This window comes from Pantoea sp. B270, assembly GCF_018726825.1.
GTDB lineage: Bacteria > Pseudomonadota > Gammaproteobacteria > Enterobacterales > Enterobacteriaceae > Pantoea > Pantoea dispersa.
In genome coordinates this window covers 3,284,184-3,306,485 of record NZ_JAHCSX010000001.1, presented here as the reverse complement: position 1 = coordinate 3,306,485, position 22,302 = coordinate 3,284,184, and the positions used below count along the sequence as shown (strand labels likewise).

The following is a 22,302-nucleotide window of genomic DNA, read 5'->3' as shown; positions in this document are numbered from 1 at the left end:
GCGTCAGCTCTGCTATGCGCGATTGCTGAAGATGTAAACAAATAAGAAAATCCAGCGCCGATAATTCGTCAGCCGGGGCGATGATAATTTACGCTTTTTTACGCCCGTGTGCGTCTGGTTAAATATGGATGAGAGAAATTAGCGCGGGCGACATCTCGCCCGACGCTTCATTTAGCGCGACGACTTAATTGTCCGCGGCGGAATAAATTACGGCGGATACGGGTTAAACCCGGCTTCGGTTTGCGTGGCTCATCCAGCGAAGCCAGCACCAGCTCGAGCACACGCTCAGCAACATCGCGATGGCGCTGCCCTACCGCCAGCACCGGGCACTCCAGAAAGTCTAATAATTCGTGGTCGCCGAAAGTCGCAATAGCCAGGTCTGTCGGCAAGCGGCCGTCACGCTTCAGCGTCACGTCCATCACCCCCTGCAGCAGGCCAAACGAGGTGGTAAACAGCGCTTCGGGCATCGCGTGGTCTTCGAGGTATTTTTCAAACAGTGTCGCCGCTGCGGCGCGGTCAAAGCTATTGCAGTAGATGAAATCGATCGGGCGTTCATCGCCCTGCCACGCCTCGCGGAAACCCATTTCACGCAGGAAGCTGACCGACAGCTCCGGCAGCGCGCCGAGAAACAACACGTTTTTCACCGGCAGCTGACGCAATTCAGCCGCCAGCGCCTGCGCGTCATCCTGATCGGCACCAACCACGCTGGTGAAGTGTTCACGATCCAGCGCGCGGTCCAGCGCGATAATCGGCAGCGGATCGTTGACCCAGCGCTGATAGAACGGATGTTCCGGCGGCAGCGACGTGGAGACGATGATCGCATCCACCTGACGCTGCAGCAGGTGCTCAATGCAGCGCATTTCGTTATCCGGCTGATCTTCGGAACAGGCAATCAGCAGCTGATAGCCGCGCTGACGCGCCTGGCGTTCGAGATAGTTGGCGATGCGGGTATAACTGGTGTTTTCCAAATCGGGGATCACCAGACCAATCGAACGGGTGCGTCCGGCGCGCAGGCCCGCAGCCACCGCGTTGGGGTGATAGTTGTACTCACGCACCACCGCCATGACTTTCTCAACGGTTTTGTCGCTGACACGATACTGCCGCGCTTTGCCATTGATGACATAGCTCGCCGTGGTGCGCGACACGCCCGCCAGGCGCGCAATTTCATCCAGTTTCACGATGACACCTTAATTCTGATAAGCCAGGGCTGGCGAAAATGTCCGCAGAGTAGCTAAGGGTAAAACATTTGTAACATCTAACCGCAGAACAGTACGCTGAGCAACCGCTTTTCATGCACAAGCGGCCGAAGCGCATAAAATAAAAAAACCCGGCATTCCGCCGGGTTAGCTTGAAAACCGATGATAACTTTGCGGTATTAACGCATTACGCGATCGCCGCGTGATACCCCGACGATGCCGGAACGCGCCACTTCAACGATTTCCGCCACTTCGCGCACGGTGTTGAGGAACGCGTCGAGTTTATCGCTGGTGCCGGCCAGCTGAACCGTGTACAGCGTCGGCGTCACATCGATGATCTGCCCACGGAAAATTTCCGCACTGCGTTTTACCTCTTCGCGACCGTACCCGCTGGCCTGAATCTTCACCAGCATGATTTCACGCTCGACGTAAGCGCCCTGCCCCAGTTCGCTGACGCGCAACACGTCCACCAGCTTATGCAGCTGCTTTTCGATCTGCTCCAGCACTTTCTGGTCGCCCACGGTCTGAATGGTCATACGCGACAGGGTAGGATCATCGGTCGGCGCGACGGTCAGGCTCTCAATGTTATAGCCGCGCTGGGAAAACAGCCCCACCACGCGCGACAATGCGCCGGATTCGTTCTCCAGCAGAACTGATAAAATACGACGCATAATTAAGTCCTCTCCGTTTTGCTCAACCACATCTCATCCATCGCGCCACCGCGAATCTGCATCGGGTAGACGTGCTCGCTGCCGTCCACCGTGACATCCACAAACACCAGACGCCCTTTCGCCAGCGTATCGAGCGCCAGCTGCAGCTTCTCTTCCAGCTCAGCCGGATGCTGAATCGCGATGCCCACGTGGCCATAGGCTTCCGCCAGGCGCACGAAGTCCGGCAGCGATTCCATATAGGATTGTGAATGGCGGCCGGAGTAAATCATGTCCTGCCACTGTTTCACCATGCCGAGGAAGCGGTTGTTCAGGTTCAGCACCAGCACCGGCAGGTCGTACTGCAGCGCGGTCGACAGCTCCTGAATGTTCATCTGGATACTGCCGTCGCCGGTCACGCAAATTACGGTCTCCTGCGGCAGCGCCATCTTCACGCCGAGTGCCGCCGGCAGGCCAAAGCCCATGGTGCCGAGGCCGCCGGAGTTGATCCAGCGACGCGGTTTATCGAACTGATAGTAAAGCGCGGCGAACATCTGGTGCTGGCCGACGTCCGAGGTCACATACGCCTCACCGTGCGTCAGACGACAAATGGTTTCGATCACCGCCTGCGGTTTGATTTTGTCGCTGGTACGGTCAAATTCCAGGCACTTGCGGCTGCGCCAGCCTTCAATGCTCTGCCACCAGTCACGCAGGCTGTCGAGCTCCTGCTTCGCCTCACTCTGCGCCAGCAGCTCCAGCATCTGCGTCAGCGTCTGTCTGGCATCGCCGACAATCGGAATATCGGCGCTGACGGTCTTGGAAATCGAAGTCGGGTCGACGTCAATGTGCATCACGGTGGCATTCGGGCAATACTTCGCCAGATTATTGGTGGTGCGGTCGTCAAAGCGTACGCCGATACCAAAGATCAGATCGGCATTGTGCATGGTCATGTTGGCTTCATAGGTGCCATGCATACCGAGCATGCCCACACACTGGCGATGCGTGCCCGGGAACGCGCCCAGCCCCATCAGCGAGGTGGTGACCGGAATATTCAGCTGTTCTGCCAGCTGCAGCAGTTCCGCCTCGCAGCCAGAAGTAATGGCCCCGCCGCCGACGTAAATTACCGGCTTGTGCGCCGCCAGCAGCGTCTGCAGCGCGCGCTTGATCTGGCCTTTGTGGCCCTGCAGCGTCGGATTGTAAGAGCGCATGCTGACGGTTTCCGGCCACACGTATGGCAGCTTGTTAGCCGGATTCAGAATATCTTTTGGCAGATCGATCACCACCGGCCCCGGACGACCGCTGGCCGCCAGCCAGAAGGCTTTTTTCAGCACCGTCGGGATCTCTTCGGTGCTTTTCACCAGGAAGCTGTGCTTCACCACCGGACGCGAAATCCCCACCATGTCGCACTCCTGGAAGGCATCATAGCCAATCAGCGAGGACGGCACCTGACCGGAGAGGATCACCAGCGGAATGGAATCCATATAAGCGGTCGCAATACCAGTGATAGCGTTGGTGGCGCCAGGACCTGAGGTGACCAGCACCACGCCGACTTCGCCGGTCGCGCGCGCCAGGCCATCCGCCATATGTACGGCGCCCTGCTCGTGGCGCACCAGCACGTGGTCAATACCACCGACCGTTTGCAGCGCATCATAAATATCGAGCACTGCACCGCCCGGATAACCGAATACCTGCTTAACGCCCTGATCGATTAACGAACGGACGACCATTTCGGCTCCTGACAACATCTCCATTTTCTGCCTCCAGGCTTGAGAGCCAGCTGCGCCAGCAAACGCTATCCTGCGTGCCGCTCGCATCTGTCCCTTTATTGCCAATTAAGATCAAAACCTTATGTTTATGCTCAGAAGACGCTATGCATTCCGTCTTCCAGGTACAGGGAATCTACCTGCGTGGATTCTTTTGAGAGTAGGTCGATTACCATAACCGCAGAAAACCCGGCCTGCAAACGTCATAAGGCGGCACGGCGCTGTCAATGGCAAAAAAGGCACTGACGCGTGATTATCGCCCGGGAGGAATAAACTAATGCGATGGCATAAGGACAGAGGAAAATGCTGGTTTGCAGATTATTTACAGCGTGTTGTAAGAAATATGATTTTCATATTGCCAGCGTGTTTAGCCCACAATTTTTTCCGCTACCGCGTTTCTGGCGTGATTAACTCTTAAATCCCTCTTCCACATCACAATCTGCTAAGCAACAAGCTTTATCTTGTTTTTCCACCTGACGAATAAGCCTTACTAAAAACATATAATTCAGCAACTTAAAATTACCCGCCTTTTTTAAAAGATTTTTTAAAGTGGCATAACGCGCTAAGCCACCGTTAATTAATGGCAATGCTCTGTGATGGCCGATAATCCCAGCACATCGCCCTTTTCCGGCCAGAGAAATACCCTTTCACTTAGGGTTGACATCGCCAGGCGAATCCAGTACCAATATGTGCAGCACTCATTTTACGAGGTTTGATTCATGTCACGTTCTTTTCGTCTACTCGGTCTACGACTTAACGCATCCAGTTTGCGCGGTAGACTCGTGGGCGAAATCAACAACTGATTCGAACCTGCTGAAAGTTAAAAAACCCGCGCCACTGCGCGGGTTTTTTTATGCTCGTAGCACCGGCGAAGTCAATGCAAAAGGAAGATGACCATGAGCCAGCAAGTAATAATTTTCGATACCACTCTGCGCGACGGCGAACAGGCATTACAGGCCAGCCTGAGTGTTAAAGAAAAACTGCAGATCGCCCTGGCGCTGGAACGGATGGGCGTGGATGTAATGGAAGTCGGTTTTCCGGTCTCTTCGCCGGGTGATTTCGAATCCGTGCAGACCATTGCCCGGACCATCAAAAACAGCCGCGTGTGTGGTCTGGCGCGCTGTGTCGAGAAAGATATCGACGCGGCTTACGAATCGCTGCGCGTGGCCGATGCCTTCCGTATTCACACCTTTATCGCCACTTCGCCGATGCACATCGCCACTAAACTGCGCAGCACGCTGCCGGAAGTGATTGAACGCGCGGTACACATGATTAAGCGGGCGCGCAACTATACTGATGACGTTGAGTTCTCCTGCGAAGACGGTGGCCGTACGCCGATTGACGATCTGTGCCGCATGGTAGAAGCCGCGATCAATGCCGGCGCGACCACCATTAATATTCCGGACACCGTGGGCTATACCCTGCCGGGCGAGTACGCCAACATCATTGGTCAGCTGGTACAGCGCGTACCCAACATCGACAAAGCGATTCTGTCCGTTCACACCCATGACGATCTGGGCATGGCGACCGGTAACGCTATTGCGGCGGTACTGGCCGGTGCGCGTCAGGTCGAAGGCACGCTGAACGGCCTGGGCGAGCGCGCCGGTAACTGTGCGCTGGAAGAGGTGATCATGGCGATTAAAACCCGTCAGCAGATCATGAACGTGCACACCAATATCAATCATCAGGAAATCTACCGCACCAGCCAGATTGTCAGCCAGATCTGCAACATGCCGATCCCCGCCAACAAAGCGGTGGTCGGTTCCAACGCCTTCGCCCACTCCTCCGGCATTCATCAGGATGGCGTGCTGAAGAACCGCGAAAACTACGAAATCCTGACGCCAGAATCGATTGGCCTGCACAAAATTCAGCTGAACCTGACGTCCCGCTCCGGCCGTGCCGCCGTGAAGCACCGTATGGAAGAGATGGGTTATAAAGAGTCCGATTACAACCTGGATACGCTGTACGACGCCTTCCTGAAGCTGGCGGACAAGAAAGGCCAGGTGTTCGATTACGACCTGGAAGCGCTGGCCTTCATTAATAAGCAGAATGAAGAGCCGGAGTACTTCCAGCTGAACGAATTCAACGTGCAGACCGGCTCCAGCGTCACCGCAACGGCGTCAGTGCAGCTGGGCTGCGGCGAAGAGGCCAAAGCCGACGCCGCCACCGGCAACGGTCCGGTTGATGCCGTCTACCAGGCTATTAACCGTATCACCGGCTTCGATGCTGAGCTGGTGAACTACAAGCTGACCGCGAAAGGCCACGGCGAAAACGCGCTGGGTCAGGTCGATATCGTGGTCAACTACAACGGGCGTAAATTCCACGGCGTGGGCCTGGCGACCGATATCGTCGAATCCTCGGCGAAAGCGATGGTGAATGCCCTGAACAACATCTGGCGGGCAAAGCAGGTCGAAAAAGAATTGCAGCGTAAATTTAAAGATCAGAAGGAAACGGTGTAACTATGACTCAGTCTTATCATATTGCGGTAATGCCAGGCGACGGAATCGGTCCGGAAGTGATGGCGCAGGCCATGAAAGTTCTCGACGCGATTCGCGCGCGCTTCGATATGCGCATCACCACCAGCGAATATGATGTCGGCGGTATCGCCATCGATCGTCACGGTGAACCTTTACCCGCCGCCACCGTGGCCGGTGCTGAGCAGGCCGATGCCATTCTGTTCGGCTCGGTCGGCGGTCCTAAATGGGAACACCTGCCGCCAGCCGGCCAGCCTGAGCGCGGTGCGCTGCTGCCGCTGCGTAAACACTTTAAACTGTTCAGCAACCTGCGCCCGGCGGCGCTGTACAAAGGTCTGGAAGCATTTTGCCCGCTGCGCAGCGACATCGCTGCCCGCGGTTTCGACATCCTGTGCGTGCGTGAGCTGACCGGTGGCATCTATTTCGGCCAGCCGAAAGGCCGCGAAGGCAGCGGCGCGCATGAACGCGCTTTTGATACCGAGGTCTATCACCGTTTCGAAATCGAGCGTATTGCCCGCAACGCCTTTGAAGCTGCGCGCAAGCGCCGTAATAAAGTGACTTCCGTTGATAAAGCTAACGTGCTGGCGACCTCGGTGATGTGGCGTGAAATCGTCAACGAAGTGGCAAAAGATTATCCGGATGTGCAGCTGAGCCATATGTACATCGACAACGCCACCATGCAGCTGATTAAGGATCCGTCGCAGTTTGACGTTTTACTCTGCTCGAATCTGTTTGGTGACATTCTGTCGGACGAGTGCGCGATGATTACCGGCTCGATGGGCATGCTGCCTTCGGCCAGCCTGAATGAAGAGGGATTCGGCCTGTTCGAACCGGCGGGCGGTTCCGCACCGGATATCGCTGGCCAGAACATTGCTAACCCGATTGCGCAGATTCTGTCGCTGGCGATGCTGCTGCGTTTCAGCCTGAACGCTGACGCCGCTGCGGATAGCATTGAGCGCGCGGTAAGCCGTGCGCTGGAAGCGGGCCATCGCACCCGTGATTTGGCCGGTGACGGCCCTGCCGTGAGCACCGATGAAATGGGCAGCATCATTGCCGGTTACATCAGCGAGGAAAAATAACAAAATGAAAAGCTTATACCAGAAGTTATTTGATGCACATGTCGTTCACGAAGCGCCAGACGAAACGCCGTTGCTGTATATCGATCGTCACCTGATTCACGAAGTCACCTCGCCGCAGGCGTTTGACGGTCTGCGTGCGCACGGCCGTAAAGTGCGCCAGCCGTCGAAGACCTTTGCCACCATGGATCACAACGTTTCCACCCAGACCAAAGACATCAACGCCTCGGGTGAAATGGCGCGTATCCAGATGCAGGAGCTGATGAAGAACTGTGCTGAGTTCGGCATTCAGCTGTATGACCTGAACCACCCGTTCCAGGGCATTGTGCACGTGATCGGTCCTGAGCAGGGCATGACGCTGCCGGGCATGACCATCGTTTGCGGCGACTCGCACACCGCAACGCACGGCGCCTTCGGTTCCCTGGCGTTCGGTATCGGCACCTCCGAAGTGGAGCACGTGTTCGCCACCCAGACCCTGAAACAGGGCCGGGCGAAAACCATGAAGATTGAAGTGCTGGGCGAAGCTGCGCCGGGTATCACCGCCAAAGACATCGTACTGGCGATCATCGGTAAAACCGGCAGCGCCGGCGGCACCGGTCACGTGGTTGAATTCTGTGGCCCGGCGATTGAAGCGCTGAGCATGGAAGGCCGCATGACGCTGTGCAACATGGCGATTGAGATGGGCGCCAAAGCGGGACTGGTGGCACCGGATGACACCACGTTTGCCTATCTGAAAGACAAGCAGTTTGCGCCGAAGGGCGAGCAGTGGGAACAGGCGGTGGCTTACTGGCGCACCCTGAAGTCCGACAGCGACGCGAAGTTTGACGCCGTTGTGACTCTGAATGCTGCCGATATCGCGCCGCAGGTCACCTGGGGCACCAATCCGGGCCAGGTGATGGCCGTGGATCAGGCCATCCCGAATCCGGCCTCGTTTGCCGATCCGGTTGAACGTGCTTCCGCCGAGAAGGCGCTGGCCTATATGGATCTGCAGCCGGGCATCAAACTGACTGAGGTAGCGATCGATAAAGTGTTTATCGGTTCCTGCACCAACTCACGTATCGAAGATCTGCGCGCGGCTGCCGCGATCGCCAAAGGCCGCAAAGTCGCGCCGGGCGTGGTTGCGATGGTGGTGCCAGGTTCCGGTCCGGTGAAAGCGCAGGCTGAAGCCGAAGGCCTGGACAAAATCTTCCTCGAAGCCGGTTTTGAGTGGCGTCTGCCGGGCTGTTCGATGTGCCTGGCGATGAACAACGACCGTCTGAATCCGGGCGAGCGCTGTGCCTCAACCAGTAACCGTAACTTTGAAGGTCGCCAGGGTCGCGGCGGTCGCACCCATCTGGTGAGCCCGGCGATGGCTGCTGCGGCGGCGGTAACCGGTCGTTTTGCCGACATTCGTGAATTGACTCAGGGAGCTTAAGCCATGGCGAACAAATTTACCCAACACACCGGGATTGTGGCCCCGCTGGATGCCGCAAACGTCGACACCGATGCCATCATCCCGAAGCAGTTTTTGCAGAAAGTGACGCGCACCGGCTTTGGCGCGCACCTGTTCCACGACTGGCGTTTTGATGATGATGCCGGCACCCAGCCGACCGCCAGCTTCGTGCTGAATAAGCCGGAGTTTAAAGGCACCAGCATCCTGCTGGCGCGTGAGAACTTTGGCTGCGGCTCCTCGCGTGAACACGCGCCGTGGGCACTGACCGACTTCGGTTTTCACGTGGTGATTGCGCCGAGTTTCGCCGACATCTTCTACGGTAACAGCTTCAACAACCAGCTGCTGCCGGTGAAGCTGAGCGAAGAGCAGGTCGATGAGATGTTCAAACTGGTGGCCGCGCAGCCGGGCATCCGCTTCACCGTCGATCTCGAAGCGCAGACCGTCACCGCCGGCGACAAGGTTTACCACTTTGAAATCGACAGCTTCCGCCGTCACTGCATGATCAACGGCCTCGACAGCATTGGCCTGACGCTGCAGCATGAAGCGTCCATCGCCAGCTACGAATCCAGCCAGCCAGCGTTTCTGCGTTAAGGTTTACCCGGTGCGCAGCAAGGCGCACCCTACAGCAAACGCGTCAGTAATTTGGTCGCCATTTATGGCGACCAAAGATGCTTAAATGCACAATGCCCTGTAGGGTCGCCATTTATGGCGACCAAAAATGTGCAAAACATGCCCGAAACGCGCAATGCCCTGCAGGGTCGCCATTGATGGCGACCTTCAACCTCCAAACCGCCCTCACCGCGCATCCCGTACCCGCGCCGCCAGCACCAGCGCCACCACCGCCATCACCAGCGCCAGCCAGTAAACCGACTCATGACCAAAGCGCTCACTCAGTATCCCCTGAATCAGGCCGGCGATAATCAACCCGGTTGAAATCGAGGTGGTGAACATGGTGGTCGCCGCACCGGCACGGCCCGGCATCAAATCCTGAAACCACAGCATACCAATGCCGGCGATGATGCCGATAAACGCGGCGTTAAACAGCTGCAGCACCATCAGCGCGGTTTGAGAACGGAACAGCACCAGCCCGAGATAAAATACAATCGCCGCTACCAGCGCCAGCAACATCAGCTTGCGCTTGCCGTAGCGCTTCGCGTAATGGCCGGCCAGCAGCATGATCGGGATCTCCAGCCCGGCGGCGGTGCCCATCAGCAGACCCGCCAGCTTCTCCGGCAGGCCAAGGGTTGTGCTGATATACAGCGGCATATCAATGATATACATGGTATTACACGCCCACATCACCACCGAGGCGATAAACAGCAGCCGCACCTGGCTGTCTTTCCACGGGCTGAGCTGCATCAGCACCTGCTCCGGCGTGGCGGCGATGCGCGGCACCGAGGGCAGCGTGCGCCAGATCAGCAGCATACTCAGCAGAAAAATCACCGCCGCCACGCAGAACAGCGTAACGAAGCCGTAGTTGAGCGCCAGCGCGAACGACAGCGGCGGCCCAATCACCCACGCCAGCGACAGCTGCGCGCGCATCACCGAACTGAACATCACCACTTCCCGCGCTGACTGATCGGCATATTCACGCGCCAGCGCGAAGATCTGCGGAATCGCCACGCTGGCCAGCGCCGACAGCAGCACGCCGAGGGTGATGAGCGTCAGATAGTGACGGTTAAAGGCAAACAGTAGCGCGTTGGCCACCGCCATCAGGCAGCAAAACAGGATCAGGTGACGGCGATCGCCACGGTTATCTGAACGCTTCGCCATCAGCAGGCTGATCACGATCCCGGCGACGGCGTTGATGGTAAAGAACAGGCCGACCCAGAACGGCCGCACCTGCACCTCGCGCGTCAAAAACAGGCTGAGCGTCGGCGCCTGTAACGCCCCCGCCACGCCGACCATAAACGACACCGCCATAAAGGAGAGGTAAACCGGATTCAGGCGGCGCGGCCGCGGTAACAGCGATTTCATGCAGAAATCCCTTTGAGGAAAAAGACCGGGAAAAAACAGCGTAGAAGATTCCACAGCAAAACGAAAAAAGCCAGCAGAGAAAAACTCCGCTGGCGGTGAAATTGCACCCTACTCAGAAAAGGTTCCACGTCGGCGGAACCGCTGGCAGAGCGCCATTCATTGCTGAATGCCTCCCGCTCTTCCATTGCCCGCCAGTATGCCTCTAATATGGGGCAGGAAAAACTGAGCGAAGTCGAGAAGGAGTTCCCCTTTTATGTCCTCTGCGCGTCTGCAACAGCAATTCATTCGCCTGTGGCAACACTGTCAGGGCCAGGATCAGGAAACCACGCTGAGCGAGCTGGCCGAACTGCTGCACTGCTCACGCCGCCACATGCGTAATCTGCTGAACGCCATGCAGGCGGCGGGCTGGCTGATCTGGCAGGCTGAAGCCGGTCGCGGTAAACGCTCGCTGCTGAGCTTCTGCTACACCGGACTGGCGCTACAGCAGCAGCGCGCAGAAGACCTGCTGGAGCAGGATCGCATCGACCAGCTGGTGCAGCTGGTGGGCGATAAAAACCAGGTGCGACAGATGATTGCCGCGCACCTTGGCCGCAGCTTTCGCCAGGGCAAGCATATATTGCGCGTGCTCTACTACCGGCCCCTGCCTAACCTGCTGCCCGGCTCGCCGCTGCGCCGTTCAGAAACCCATCTGGCGCGACAGATATTCAGCGGCCTGACGCGTATAAATGAGGAAAAGGGGGAAATCGCCGCCGACATTGCCCATCACTGGCAGCAAACCTCTCCGCTGCACTGGCGCTTCTTCCTGCGGCCGGCAATCCGCTTTCATCATGGTCGCGAGCTGGAGATGGAGGATGTCATCGCCTCGCTGGAACGGGTGCGCAGCCAGCCGCTGTTTTCGCATATCGACCAACTGCACTCGCCGGCGCCGTGGACGCTGGATATCCATCTCAGCCAGCCGGACTGCTGGCTGCCGTGGCTGCTGGCCAGCGTCAGCGCCATGATTCTGCCGCGTGAATGGCCGACACTGCGCCACTTCGCCCGTCAGCCCATTGGCACCGGTCCGTACAGCGTGGTGCGCAATCAGCAAACCCAGCTGAAAATCGCCGCGTTTGATGACTACTTCGGCTACCGCGCGCTGATTGATGATGTCTCGATCTGGGTGCTGCCGGAGATCAGCGATGAGCTGGTCTACGCCGGTGTAAAACTGGAAGGCGAAAACGACGACGAAAAATCGGAAGAGAGTCGTCTCGAAGAGGGCTGCTATTTTCTGCTGTTCGATCAGCGCTCTGAACGCGGGCGCGATGCCGGTTTCCGCCGCTGGGTGAGCGATCTGCTTAACCCTATCGCGCTGCTCAATCATGCCGGCGTCGGCTATCAGCGCTACTGGTTCCCGGCTTATGGTCTGCTGCCGCGCTGGCACCATCGGCGCGATATCACCCCAGCCCACAAGCCCGACGGCGTGACCCAGCTGACGCTCAGCTGGTACAGCCACCACGTCGAACACGAGGGCATCGCCAATGCGCTACGGCCGCTGCTGGCGCAGCAGGGCGTCGAGCTGATTACCCGCGAAGTGAGCTACGAAAGCTGGTTCGACGGCGCGGGCGAGAGTGACATCTGGCTGGGCAGCGTCAACTTTACCCTGCCGCTCGACTACGCCCTGTTCGCTCAGCTCTACGAGCTACCGCTGATGCATCACTGTATCCCGCTCGACTGGCAGGCCGACGCCGCGCGCTGGCGTGAGAAAGCGCTGCCGCTGGCGGAGTGGAGCAAACAGCTGGTAAACAGCGACTATCTGCATCCGCTGTTTCATCACTGGCTGCTGCTGGAGGGCCAGCGCAGCATGCGTGGCGTGCGGCTGAACACGCTCGGCTGGTTTGACTTCAAGTCCGCCTGGTTCGCCCCGCCGGAGCTGTAAAAAGGGCAGCATGAGACAACACGACCGGCAGGTGAACCTTTCGCGTTGTCCTGTAAATGTCTAGAATATGTCGTTCTCAACGGGGTGCCGGTTAACTGGCTGAGAGAGACCCGTCGAACCTGATCCGGCTCGTACCGGCGTAGGGATTTGAGATGCTCCGCCCTCAGATCCTTTGCGACGCAACCTTACCTTCTCCTTAAGGAACGCAAAGTGTTAAATAAAGTTCTGCCCCTGTTGCTGCTGATCGCTGCGCCGGCTCTGGCGGCCAAACCCGTTCTCACGGTTTATACCTACGACTCGTTCGCCGCCGACTGGGGCCCCGGTCCGGCAGTGAAAAAAGCCTTTGAGGCCCGCTGCGGCTGTGAGCTGAACTATGTGGCGCTGGAGGATGGCGTATCGCTGCTTAATCGCCTGCGCATGGAAGGAAAAAACAGCAAGGCCGACGTGGTGCTGGGGCTGGACAATAACCTGATTCAGGCGGCGGAAAAAACCGGCCTGTTCAGCAAAAGCACGGTGGATACTCGTGCACTGCAACTGCCGGACGGCTGGCACAATGACACTTTTATCCCGTTTGATTACGGCTACTTCGCGTTCGTTTACGACAAAAACAAGCTGAAGAATCCGCCGCACAGCCTGAAGGAGCTGGTCGAAAGCCCGGAAAAATGGCGGGTGATTTATGAAGACCCGCGCACCAGCACGCCGGGGCTCGGTCTGCTACTGTGGATGCAGAAAGTGTACGGCGATGACGCACCGGCGGCCTGGCAGAAGCTGGCCAGCAAAACCGTGACCGTCACCAAAGGCTGGAGCGAAGCTTATGGTCTGTTCCTCAAAGGCGAAAGCGATCTGGTGCTGAGCTATACCACCTCGCCGGCTTACCACATTATTGAAGAGAAAAAGGATAACTACGCCGCCGCGCCGTTCAGCGAAGGTCACTATCTGCAGGTAGAAGTGGGCGCGCAGCTCGCCAGCAGCAAACAGCCGCAGCTGGCGCAGCAATTCATGCAGTTTATGGTGTCGCCAGCGTTTCAGCGCACCATTCCTACCGGCAACTGGATGTATCCGGTAATTAAAAGCGATTTACCCGCCGGTTATCAGACGTTGCCGGTGCCTGCGAATGCGCTGCAATACACCCCGACAGAGGTGGCTGACCATCGCGCGGCGTGGATTAGCGCGTGGCAGCGCGCCGTCAGCCGCTGATGCCCGGCTGGCTGCTGCCCGGAGCGCTTAGCGCACTGCTATTGTGTGCGGTCGCGCTGCTGGCGCTCGGTGCCCTGCTGCTCGCCGCGCCGGCCACCGACTGGCGCGCGCTGCTCAGCGATAGCTATCTGCACCATGTGCTGGCGTTCTCCTTTGAACAGGCGCTGCTGTCAGCGCTGCTCTCGGTGCTGCCAGCCATTCTGCTGGCCCGCGCGCTCTATCGCCGCCGTTTTACCGGCCGCACCCTGCTGCTGCGCCTGTGCGCCATGACGCTGGTGCTGCCGGTGCTGGTCGCCGTATTCGGTCTGCTGAGCGTCTATGGGCGCAGCGGCTGGCTGGCGCAGCTGTGTGCCACAGTCGGTATCGATTATCACTTCTCGCCCTATGGCCTGCAGGGTATTTTGCTGGCGCACGTGTTCTTTAATCTGCCGCTGGCGACGCGCATGCTGCTGCAGGCGCTGGAGAGCATTCCCGGCGAGCAGCGCCAGCTGGCGGCGCAGCTCGGTCTGCGCGGCTGGCCGCTGTTTCGCCTGCTGGAGTGGCCGTGGCTGCGCCGTCCGCTGCTGCCGACGGCGGCGCTGATCTTTATGCTGTGCTTCGCCAGTTTTGCCACCGTGCTGGCACTGGGCGGCGGTCCGCAGGCCACCACGCTGGAGCTGGCCATTTATCAGGCGCTTAGCTTTGATTACGATCCCGGCCGCGCCGCGCTGCTGGCATTGTTGCAGCTCGGCTGCTGTCTGCTGCTGGTGCTGCTCAGCCAGCGCTTCAGTAAAGCGATTCCGGCCGGTAGCCAGACGGTGCGCGGCTGGCGCGATCCGCAGGATTCCTGGCACGCACGCGTCGCGGATACGCTGCTGATTACGCTGGCACTGCTGTTACTGCTGCCACCGCTGGCGGCGGTGCTGGTCGACGGCTTACGCGGCGGCATTGCCGGCGCGCTGCAACAGTCCGCGCTGTGGCAGGCCACGTGGACGTCGCTGCGTATCGCACTCGGTGCCGGTGTGCTGTGCGTGCTGCTGACCATGATGCTGCTGTGGAGCAGTCGCGAACTGCGCCAGCGTCAGCAGCGCTTCGCCGCGCAGGCCATGGAACTCAGCGGAATGCTGATTCTGGCGATGCCGGGCATCGTGCTGGCAAGCGGGTTCTTTCTGCTGTTCAACGCCACCGTTGGCCTGCCGCAGCGTGCCGATGCGCTGGTGATCTTCACCAACGCGCTGATCGCCATCCCCTACGCTATGAAAGTGCTGGAAAATCCGATGCGCGATCTCAGCGCGCGCTACGCTCAGCTGTGCGCCTCGCTGGGCATCAGTGGGTTTACTCGCCTGCGGCTGATTGAACTGCGGGCGCTGAAACGTCCGCTGGCACAGGCGCTGGCATTTGCCTGCGTGCTGTCGATTGGGGATTTCGGCGTGGTGGCGCTGTTCGGCAGCGCCGATTTCCGCACCCTGCCGTTTTATCTGTTCCAGCAGATTGGCGCCTATCGCGGTGCCGATGGCGCGGTGACCGCGCTGCTACTGCTGCTGTTATGCCTGCTGCTGTTTACGCTAATGGAAAAATTACCAGGTAGCCATGCTGACACTGAATAACCTTACTTATCTCTACCATCATCTGCCGATGCGCTTCAGCTTTAGCGCACAGGCCGGTGAACGTCTCGCCATTCTCGGCCCGAGCGGCGCGGGCAAAAGTACCCTGCTGAGCCTGCTCGGCGGCTTTCTGCCGGTGAGTCAGGGCAGCCTGCTGATCGATGGCGTCGACCATACCCGCAGCGTGCCTTCCGCGCGACCGGTATCAATGCTGTTTCAGGAGAACAATCTGTTTCCGCACCTGACAGTGCAGCAAAATCTGGGGCTGGGCCTGCATCCCGGCCTGAAGCTGACGCGCGAACAGCAGCAGCAGGTACAGCAGATTGCGGAGCAAACCGGGCTGGAATCGATGCTGACGCGTCTGCCCGGCCAGCTCTCCGGCGGTCAGCGACAGCGCGTGGCGCTGGCGCGCTGCCTGCTGCGCAATCAGCCGGTACTGCTGCTGGACGAACCGTTTTCGGCACTCGATCCGGCGCTGCGCAGCGAGATGTTACAGCTGGTGCGCGCGGTGTGCGAGGCGCGCACTATCACGCTGCTGATGGTGTCGCACAGTCTGGAGGATGCGCAGCAGATTGCGTCACGCAGCCTGGTGATTGTTGACGGTCGGGTGTACTGGGATGGCAGCACCGCCAGCCTGCTGCGCGGAGAAAGCCCGGCGGCCGCCATCCTTGGCGTATCACCGCGTTAAGCGAAGAACACTTTCCACAGCAGCTGCAGGAAAATCGGCATCATCGGGTGGAACAACAGCGCAATAAAGGCACCCACGCCGATGAGCGCCATCAGCGGAGCCAGCCAGCGCAGCCGCGCCAGTGGCAGATAAGGCGTGGCCCAGTCGACGCTTTTGCCGCTGCGCCACCAGCGCCAAAGCAGCCAGCCGCCGATCCACAGCAGCAGCGCCACCGCCAGCAGCAGCCATTTGAAGCTGTCGCCCTGCGCCGCCTGCGGCACGTCGATCGCCACGCCCGCCAGAATGCCCGGCATCAGGTAAGCCGGCGGCCACAGGATGCAGCCGATAATGTTCGGCGGCAGAAATTTACGCACCGGCAGCTCCAGCATGCCGGCCGCCAGCGGAATCAGCGGACGCGTCGGTCCGACAAAGCGCCCCACGAGGATGGTGAACATGCTGTGCTGATGCAGCGCGTGCTCGGTTTTATCCAGCAGCCCTTTGTATTTTTGCAGGTATTTCCAGCGGTGCAGCGGTCCCTGGAATTTCCAGCCAATGCCGTACGACACCCAGTCGCCAATCAGACAGCCGGCCAGCCCGGCGGCCCACGCCGGATAGAGCCCGATTTGTCCGCTGCCCACCAGCGCGCCGAGGCTGGCCATCAGGACCGTTCCCGGCAGCAGCAGGCCGACAAACGCCAGCGACTCAAGAAAGGTCACCAGCGCCACGGCAATCAGCGCGTACTCCAGCGATTGCGTAAACAGGTGTTGGATCCAGGCTTCCATAACTATCCTCTGCGGAATATAGAGGCTGGATTGTCCTGAGACAGCCCCACAGCGTCAAGCAATTCCCCGCGCTGCCGCACGCCCGCGCCGCGCATACGACGGCACCACCGGCAGTACACTGTATAAACATCCATGATATACTGAAATGAATTCATTCTCCGGAGTTAACGTGACCGAACCGCGCGCAGGATTTTTGCTGACTCGACACTGGCGGGATACCCCGACCGGCAGCGAAGTGGTGCTGTGGCTGGCCACCGACCAGGGCCCGCAGCGCCTGGTGCTGCCTGCGCAGGAGTCAGTGGCGTTTATTCCCCGGGAGTTCCAGGCGCAAACCGAAGCGCTGATTCGCGACGAGCGCCATACGCGCCTGCAACCGCTGGATCTGAAAGATTTCCGGCGCCGACCGGTGCTGGGACTCTATTGCCGCAGCCACCGACAGCTGCAAAGCATCGAAAAACGCCTGCGTGAAAACGGCATTGCGGTGTATGAAGCAGATATCCGCCCGCCGGAACGCTACCTGATGGAGCGCTTTATCACGGCACCGGTGTGGTTCAGCGGCGAGCCGCGCGGCGACAGCCTCGTCAACGCGCGCCTCAAGCCGCATCCCGATTACCGTCCGCAGCTGAAATGGGTGTCGCTCGACATCGAAACCACCGAGCACGGCGAGCTGTACTGCATCGGGCTGGAGGGCTGCGGCCAGCGCCAGGTGTATATGCTCGGCCCGCCGAACGGTGATGCCAGCCAGCTGGATTTTGAGCTGATTTACCTCGACAGCCGGCCACAGCTGCTGGAGCAGCTTAACGCCTGGTTCGCCCGTCACGATCCCGATGTCATCATCGGCTGGAACGTGGTGCAGTTCGACCTGCGCGTGCTGCAAAAACATGCCGACCGCTACGGTATTCCGCTGCGTCTTGGCCGTCAGCAGCAGCCGCTGGAGTGGCGCGAGCACGGCTTTAAGCCCGGCGTGTTCTTCGCTCAGGCCAGTGGCCGGCTGGTGATTGACGGTATCGAGGCGCTGAAATCGGCGTTCTGGGACTTCGCCTCATTCAGCCTGGAAGCGGTGTCGCGCGAGCTGCTGGGCGAAGGCAAAGCCATCAACAATCCGTGGCAGCGCATGGAAGAGATCAACTGGCGCTTTGCCCACGACAAACCGGCGCTGGCCACCTACAACCTGAAGGATTGTGAGCTGGTTACGCGTATTTTCCAGCACACCGCGATCATGCCGTTTTTGCTGGAGCGCGCCACCGTCAATGGCCTGGCGGTGGATCGCCACGGCGGATCGGTGGCGGCGTTCAGCCACCTGTATATTCCGCGAATGCACCGCGCCGGCTTTGTCGCGCCTAATCTCGGCGAAGTGGCACCGGAAGCCAGCCCTGGCGGCTACGTGATGGATTCGCGCCCCGGACTGTATGATTCGGTGCTGGTGCTGGATTATAAAAGCCTCTATCCGTCGATCATCCGCACCTTTCTGATTGATCCGGTCGGGCTGGTCGAAGGCCTGGCGCATCCGGACGACGCCGATTCGGTTCCCGGTTTTCGCCACGCGCGCTTTTCGCGCCGCACCCACTGTTTACCGGCGATTGTCGGCCAGATCTGGCAGGGGCGCGAGGCCGCCAAACGTGACGGCAACCAGCCGCTGTCGCAGGCGCTGAAGATCATCATGAACGCTTTTTATGGCGTACTCGGCACCAGCGCCTGTCGCTTTTTCGATCCGCGCCTCGCCTCGTCGATCACCCTGCGCGGTCACGCCATCATGCAGCAAACGCGTGAGCTGATTGAAGCCGAAGGTTTTGACGTGATTTACGGTGACACCGATTCTACTTTTGTCTGGCTGAAAAGCGCCCACAGCGAAGCCGATGCCGCCGCGATCGGCCAGCGGCTGGCCGGGCACGTGAATCGCTGGTGGCAACAGCATCTGCAGCAGACTTACGGTCTCGACAGCGCGCTGGAGCTGGAGTACGAAACCCACTTCAGCCGCTTCCTGATGCCAACCATACGCGGGGCCGAACAGGGCAGTAAAAAGCGCTACGCCGGACTGATTCGCCGCGACGGCGACGAGCGGCTGGTGTTTAAAGGGCTGGAGTCGGTGCGCACCGACTGGACGCCGCTGGCACAGCAGTTCCAGCAGACGCTGTATGGCCGCATCTTCCGCGGTGAACCCTGGCAGGATTACATTCGCGACACCGTAGCACAGCTGCTGGCCGGCGAGCTGGACGATCTGCTGGTGTATAAAAAGCGCCTGCGCCGGCCGCTGAAAGATTACGAACGCAACGTGCCGCCCCACGTGCGTGCCGCGCGCCTCGCCGATGAACATAACCGTAAACTGCAGCGTCCGCTGCAGTATCAGAACGGCGGATCGATCCGCTACGTCATGGCCACCGCCGGGCCGGAGCCGCTGGAAGCGCGCAGCACGCCGCTGGATTACGATCATTACGTCAGCAAACAGCTACAGCCGATCGCCGAGGGGATTTTACCGTTTGTCGGCGATGACTTTGCTACACTGATCACCGGGCAACTGGGGCTTTTTTGACAGGTGACGAATGCCCTGCCATCCAGTACCATAGCGCCCTTCCTGATTCTCACCGCGTGCACCAGCTGACCAGATAACTGTCTGGCGGTGGGGTATTGTCTGAGAGCAGGCGAACGTCTTTCTATCTTTTAGAGAATCGAGCAAAAAATATATGGTTTTTACACTGGGTCAACGCTGGATTAGTGATACGGAAAGTGAGCTGGGACTGGGGACAGTCGTGGCGCTGGATACGCGCATGGTCACACTGATGTTTCCCGCCACCGGCGAAAACCGCCTCTATGCCCGTAATGATTCTCCGGTCACCCGCGTGATTTTTAATCCGGGTGATACCGTCACCAGCCACGAAGGCTGGCAGATGCAGGTTGATGAAGTCCGCAACGAAAACGATTTAGTGACTTACATCGGCACGCGTCTTGATACCGACGAAAGCAACGTGGTGCTGCGCGAAGTGATGCTCGACAGCAAACTGGTGTTCAGCAAGCCACAGGATCGCCTGTTTGCCGGCCAGCTGGACCGTATGGATCGCTTCGCCCTGCGCTTTCGCGCACGCAAATACCAGAGCGAACAGTATCGCCTGCCGATTAGCGGCCTGCGCGGCATGCGCACCAACCTGATTCCGCATCAGCTGCACATCGCACATGACGTCGGTCGCCGCCACGCACCGCGCGTGCTGCTGGCCGATGAAGTCGGCCTCGGTAAAACCATTGAAGCCGGGATGATTATCCAGCAGCAGCTGCTGGCCGGACGCGCCGAGCGCGTGCTGATCGTGGTGCCGGAAACCCTGCAGCACCAGTGGCTGGTGGAAATGCTGCGCCGCTTCAACCTGCGCTTTGCCCTGTTCGACGACGATCGCTACACCGAAGCGCAGCACGACAGCGACAACCCGTTTGATACCGAGCAGCTGATTATCTGCTCGCTGGATTTTGTCCGCCGCAACAAACAGCGGCTGGAGCTGCTGGCCGAAGCTGACTGGGACCTGCTGGTGGTTGACGAAGCGCACCATCTGGCGTGGAGCGAAGCCGCGCCGAGCCGCGAATATCAGGTTATCGAACAGCTGGCGGAAAAGACCGCCGGCGTGCTGCTGCTGACCGCGACGCCGGAACAGCTCGGCATGGAGAGCCACTTTGCCCGTCTGCGTCTGCTGGACCCGAATCGTTTCCACGATTTCGCGCAGTTCGTGGCCGAGCAGCAGCACTACCGCCCGGTGGCTGACGCCGTCAGTACGCTGCTGGCCGATCACGCCATCAGCAAAGACGAGATGAACCTGATCAACGATCTGGTCGGCGAGCAGGACATCGAGCCGCTGCTGCAGGTGGCGAACAGCGATCGCGACGGCAAAGACGACGCGCGTAAAGAGCTGATTTCGATGCTGATGGATCGCCACGGCACCAGCCGCGTGCTGTTCCGTAACACGCGTAACGGCGTGAAGGGTTTCCCGAAACGCGAACTGCATCAGATTCGCCTGCCGCTGCCGGCGCAGTATCAGACGGCGATTAAAGTCTCCGGCATTATGGCGGCGCGCAAAACGGCGGAAGAGCGCGCGCGCGACATGCTGTATCCCGAGCAGATTTATCAGGAATTCGAAGGCGACAGCGGCACCTGGTGGAATTTCGACCCGCGCGTTGAGTGGCTGATGGGCTATCTCACCAGCAACCGTAAAGAGAAAGTGCTGGTGATTTGCGCCAAAGCGGCCACTGCGCTGCAGCTGGAGCAGGTGCTGCGCGAGCGTGAAGGCATCCGCGCCGCGGTGTTCCATGAGGGGCTATCAATCATCGAACGCGACCGCGCGGCCGCCTTCTTCGCTTCGCAGGAAGATGGCGCCCAGGTGCTGCTGTGTTCGGAGATCGGCTCGGAAGGGCGTAACTTCCAGTTCGCCAGCCGGCTGGTGATGTTCGATTTACCGTTTAACCCGGATCTGCTTGAGCAGCGTATCGGCCGTCTCGATCGTATCGGCCAATTGCATGACATCCAGATTCTGGTGCCGTGGCTGGAGAAAACCGCCCAGGCAGTGCTGCTGCGCTGGTATCACGAAGGGCTGGACGCGTTTGAGCACACCTGCCCGACCGGCCGCACCATCTACGACAGCGCCTACCCGCAGCTGATTGAGTATCTGGCCGCGCCGGACAACCCGCAGGGGCTGGACGACTTTATCGCCCAGAGCCGCAAACAGCATGACACGCTGAAGGCGCAGCTGGAGCAGGGGCGCGACCGTCTGCTGGAGCTGAACTCGAACGGCGGCGAAGCCGCGCAGGCGCTGGCTGATGCCATCGGCGAGCAGGATAACGACACCGAGCTGGTGAACTTTGCGCTCAACCTGTTTGATATCGTCGGGATCAACCAGGAAGATCGCAGCGATAACCTGATCGTCCTGACGCCGTCGGACCACATGCTGGTGCCGGATTTCCCCGGCCTGCCGGAAGATGGCTGCACCGTAACCTTTAATCGTAACCAGGCGCTGTCACGCGAAGATACCCAGTTCATTACCTGGGAACATCCGCTGATTCGCAACGGCCTCGACCTGATTCTCTCCGGCGATACCGGCAGCTGTGCGCTGTCGCTGCTGAAGAACAAGGCGCTGCCGGTCGGCACGCTGCTGGTAGAGATGATCTATGTGGTCGAAGCACAGGCGCCGAAGCACCTGCAGCTTACCCGCTTCCTGCCGCCCACGCCGGTCCGCCTGCTGATGGATCGCGCCGGAAATAATCTCGCCGGCAAGGTGGAGTTCGAAAGCTTTAACCGTCAGCTCAACGCAGTCAATCGCCATACCGGCAGCAAGCTGGTGAACGCGGTGCAGCAGGATGTGCATCACATCCTGACGCAGGCGGAAAAAGTCATCGTGCCGGAAGCGCAGGCGCTGATTGCGGCGGCCAAAGCCGAAGCCGATGAGAAGCTGAGCGCCGAGCTGTCGCGCCTTGAAGCGCTGAAAGCGGTCAACCCCAACATCCGTGATGATGAGGTTGATGCGCTGGAGAGCAACCGCGAGCAGGTGCTGGCCAGCCTCGGTGAAGCTGGCTGGCGGCTGGATGCGCTGCGTCTGATCGTTGTGACACACCAATAATCGCT

Annotated in this window: 16 protein-coding genes and 1 riboswitch; of the genes, 10 read left to right on the top strand and 6 right to left on the bottom strand. The window is 59.5% G+C overall.

Annotated elements, in window-relative coordinates:
- Positions 1-167 precede the first annotated feature (167 nt).
- The 4 genes from cra to KOL70_RS15625 form a co-directional block, all read right to left on the bottom strand.
- The gene (cra, locus tag KOL70_RS15640) at positions 168-1,178 is read right to left on the bottom strand and encodes a catabolite repressor/activator (RefSeq protein WP_010615604.1); all 1,011 of its coding nucleotides are present in this window, start codon (positions 1,176-1,178) and stop codon (positions 168-170) included.
- A 197-nt stretch (positions 1,179-1,375) separates the two neighbouring features.
- Positions 1,376-1,867, bottom strand: coding sequence for an acetolactate synthase small subunit (gene ilvN, locus KOL70_RS15635; protein WP_010615603.1), 492 nt, complete (start codon positions 1,865-1,867; stop codon positions 1,376-1,378).
- A gap of 2 nt (positions 1,868-1,869) precedes the next feature.
- A complete protein-coding gene (ilvI, locus tag KOL70_RS15630) occupies positions 1,870-3,594 on the bottom strand; it encodes an acetolactate synthase 3 large subunit (protein ID WP_031279705.1) in 1,725 nt (574 codons plus the stop codon).
- Positions 3,595-4,013: 419 nt separating this feature from the next.
- Positions 4,014-4,193 carry a hypothetical protein gene (locus KOL70_RS15625; protein ID WP_125308878.1) on the bottom strand — a complete coding sequence of 60 codons (180 nt, stop codon included), beginning with the start codon at positions 4,191-4,193 and terminating at the stop codon, positions 4,014-4,016.
- 309 nt (positions 4,194-4,502) lie between these two features.
- Between KOL70_RS15625 and leuA the strand changes: the two genes are divergently transcribed.
- The 4 genes from leuA to leuD are packed head-to-tail and all read left to right on the top strand — an operon-like array spanning position 4,503 to position 9,179.
- On the top strand, positions 4,503-6,065 hold the full coding sequence (leuA, locus tag KOL70_RS15615; protein ID WP_021507571.1) for a 2-isopropylmalate synthase: 1,563 nt from the start codon (positions 4,503-4,505) through the stop codon (positions 6,063-6,065).
- A 2-nt stretch (positions 6,066-6,067) separates the two neighbouring features.
- The gene (gene leuB, locus KOL70_RS15610) at positions 6,068-7,159 is read left to right on the top strand and encodes a 3-isopropylmalate dehydrogenase (protein WP_058759633.1); all 1,092 of its coding nucleotides are present in this window, start codon (positions 6,068-6,070) and stop codon (positions 7,157-7,159) included.
- 4 nt (positions 7,160-7,163) lie between these two features.
- Entirely contained in the window at positions 7,164-8,570 is a 1,407-nt protein-coding gene (gene leuC / locus KOL70_RS15605; RefSeq protein ID WP_127833668.1) for a 3-isopropylmalate dehydratase large subunit, read from the top strand.
- A 3-nt stretch (positions 8,571-8,573) separates the two neighbouring features.
- Positions 8,574-9,179, top strand: coding sequence for a 3-isopropylmalate dehydratase small subunit (gene leuD / locus KOL70_RS15600; protein ID WP_021507574.1), 606 nt, complete (start codon positions 8,574-8,576; stop codon positions 9,177-9,179).
- 204 nt (positions 9,180-9,383) lie between these two features.
- Here leuD and KOL70_RS15595 read toward each other — a convergent pair whose 3' ends face one another.
- Positions 9,384-10,565, bottom strand: a complete 1,182-nt coding sequence (locus KOL70_RS15595; RefSeq protein WP_215480870.1) for an MFS transporter — start codon at positions 10,563-10,565, stop codon at positions 9,384-9,386.
- Positions 10,566-10,818: 253 nt separating this feature from the next.
- Here KOL70_RS15595 and sgrR point away from each other — a divergent pair, with 253 nt between their 5' ends.
- The 4 genes from sgrR (at position 10,819) to thiQ (ending at position 15,948) form a co-directional block, all read left to right on the top strand.
- On the top strand, positions 10,819-12,480 hold the full coding sequence (gene sgrR / locus KOL70_RS15590) for an HTH-type transcriptional regulator SgrR (protein WP_058770626.1): 1,662 nt from the start codon (positions 10,819-10,821) through the stop codon (positions 12,478-12,480).
- Positions 12,481-12,550: 70 nt separating this feature from the next.
- Positions 12,551-12,644: riboswitch (TPP riboswitch) on the top strand.
- A 46-nt stretch (positions 12,645-12,690) separates the two neighbouring features.
- On the top strand, positions 12,691-13,677 hold the full coding sequence (gene thiB / locus KOL70_RS15585) for a thiamine ABC transporter substrate binding subunit (RefSeq protein ID WP_141496242.1): 987 nt from the start codon (positions 12,691-12,693) through the stop codon (positions 13,675-13,677).
- Positions 13,653-15,263: a thiamine/thiamine pyrophosphate ABC transporter permease ThiP gene (gene thiP / locus KOL70_RS15580; RefSeq protein ID WP_215480869.1), complete on the top strand. Its 1,611-nt coding sequence runs from the start codon at positions 13,653-13,655 to the stop codon at positions 15,261-15,263. Before thiB ends, thiP begins: the two co-directional genes overlap by 25 nt.
- Positions 15,247-15,948 (top strand): thiamine ABC transporter ATP-binding protein ThiQ, encoded by a 702-nt coding sequence (thiQ, locus tag KOL70_RS15575; RefSeq protein WP_215480868.1) that lies wholly within the window; start codon positions 15,247-15,249, stop codon positions 15,946-15,948. Before thiP ends, thiQ begins: the two co-directional genes overlap by 17 nt.
- Here thiQ and KOL70_RS15570 read toward each other — a convergent pair.
- Positions 15,945-16,709, bottom strand: coding sequence for a DedA family protein (locus KOL70_RS15570; RefSeq protein WP_021507580.1), 765 nt, complete (start codon positions 16,707-16,709; stop codon positions 15,945-15,947). The two genes, thiQ and KOL70_RS15570, sit on opposite strands and share 4 nt — an antisense overlap.
- Positions 16,710-16,878: 169 nt before the next feature.
- Between KOL70_RS15570 and polB the strand changes: the two genes are divergently transcribed.
- Together polB and rapA are read left to right on the top strand one after the other, a co-directional pair.
- The gene (polB, locus tag KOL70_RS15565) at positions 16,879-19,239 is read left to right on the top strand and encodes a DNA polymerase II (protein ID WP_088517914.1); all 2,361 of its coding nucleotides are present in this window, start codon (positions 16,879-16,881) and stop codon (positions 19,237-19,239) included.
- Positions 19,240-19,390: 151 nt separating this feature from the next.
- Positions 19,391-22,297 (top strand): RNA polymerase-associated protein RapA, encoded by a 2,907-nt coding sequence (gene rapA / locus KOL70_RS15560; RefSeq protein ID WP_058774837.1) that lies wholly within the window; start codon positions 19,391-19,393, stop codon positions 22,295-22,297.
- Positions 22,298-22,302: the final 5 nt, after the last annotated feature.